General features: G+C 58.5%; 2 protein-coding genes. Both read left to right on the forward strand.

Annotated elements, in window-relative coordinates:
• Nucleotides 1-888 (forward strand): formate dehydrogenase subunit beta (fdxH, locus tag PFH44_RS27430; protein WP_283826816.1); only part of this gene is annotated, 888 nt, incomplete at its 5' end.
• The coding region (gene fdoI / locus PFH44_RS27435; protein ID WP_283826817.1) for a formate dehydrogenase cytochrome b556 subunit at nt 885-1,490 on the forward strand (606 nt) is incomplete at its 3' end. The genes fdxH and fdoI, both read left to right, overlap by 4 nt.

Consider the following 1,490-nt stretch of genomic DNA (forward strand, 5'->3'; position numbering starts at 1 on the left):
CAAGACATTATTCGTCGTTCCGCGACTAACGGTTTCACCCCCGCGCCTCAGGCGCGGGACCACCAGCAGGAGGTGGCGAAGCTTATCGACGTCACCACCTGCATCGGCTGTAAAGCCTGTCAGGTGGCCTGTTCGGAGTGGAACGATATCCGTGATGAGGTCGGTCACAACGTCGGGGTGTACGACAACCCGGCGGATCTGACCGCCAAATCCTGGACGGTGATGCGCTTCTCGGAAGTGGAGCAAAACGACAAGCTGGAGTGGCTGATCCGTAAGGATGGCTGCATGCACTGCGCCGACCCGGGCTGCCTGAAGGCGTGTCCGTCGGAAGGGGCTATCATTCAGTATGCTAACGGCATCGTCGACTTCCAGTCCGAGCAGTGCATCGGCTGCGGCTACTGTATCGCCGGCTGCCCGTTCGACGTCCCGCGCCTGAACCCGGAAGACAACCGCGTCTACAAGTGCACGCTGTGCGTCGACCGCGTAACCGTCGGCCAGGAGCCGGCCTGCGTGAAGACCTGCCCGACCGGCGCGATCCACTTTGGCTCCAAAGAGGATATGAAAGCGCTGGCCGGCGAGCGCGTTACCGAGCTGAAAACCCGCGGTTATGACAACGCGGGCCTGTACGATCCGGCCGGCGTCGGCGGAACGCACGTGATGTACGTCCTGCACCACGCCGACAAGCCGAATCTGTACCACGGCCTGCCGGAAAACCCGGAAATCAGCGCCACCGTGAAGTTCTGGAAAGGCATCTGGAAACCGCTCGCGGCGGTGGGCTTTGCCGCGACCTTCGCAGCCAGCATCTTCCACTACGTCGGCGTCGGTCCGAACCGGGCGGAAGAGGAAGAAGACAACCTGCATGAAGAGAATGACGAGGTGCGCAAATGAAAAGACGTGACACCATCGTGCGCTACACGGCGCCGGAGCGAATCAACCACTGGGTGACCGCCTTCTGCTTTATGCTGGCGGCCATAAGCGGGCTGGGGTTCTTTTTCCCCTCCTTCAACTGGCTGATGCACGTCATGGGCACCCCGCAGCTGGCGCGAATTCTGCACCCGTTTGTCGGGGTTATCATGTTTGCCTCGTTCATCATCATGTTTTTCCGCTACTGGCATCACAACCTAATCAATCGGGATGATATCTTTTGGGCGAAGAATATTCGTAAGATCGTCGTCAACGAGGAGGTAGGTGACACCGGGCGCTATAACTTCGGCCAGAAATGCGTATTCTGGGCGGCGATTATTTTCCTGGTTCTGCTGCTGATAAGCGGCGTGATCATCTGGCGTCCGTATTTTGCGCCTGCGTTCTCAATCCCGGTGATCCGATTTGCGCTAATGCTGCATTCATTTGCCGCAGTGGCGTTAATTGTGGTTATCATGGTGCATATCTACGCCGCCCTGTGGGTGAAAGGCACCATTACCGCGATGGTGGAAGGTTGGGTTACCAAAACATGGGCGAAGAAACATCACCCGCGCTGGTATCGCGAAGTC

Origin of the sequence: Klebsiella sp. Ech2A (assembly GCF_030078455.1) — a bacterium.
GTDB classification, from domain to species: Bacteria; Pseudomonadota; Gammaproteobacteria; order Enterobacterales; family Enterobacteriaceae; genus Klebsiella; species Klebsiella terrigena.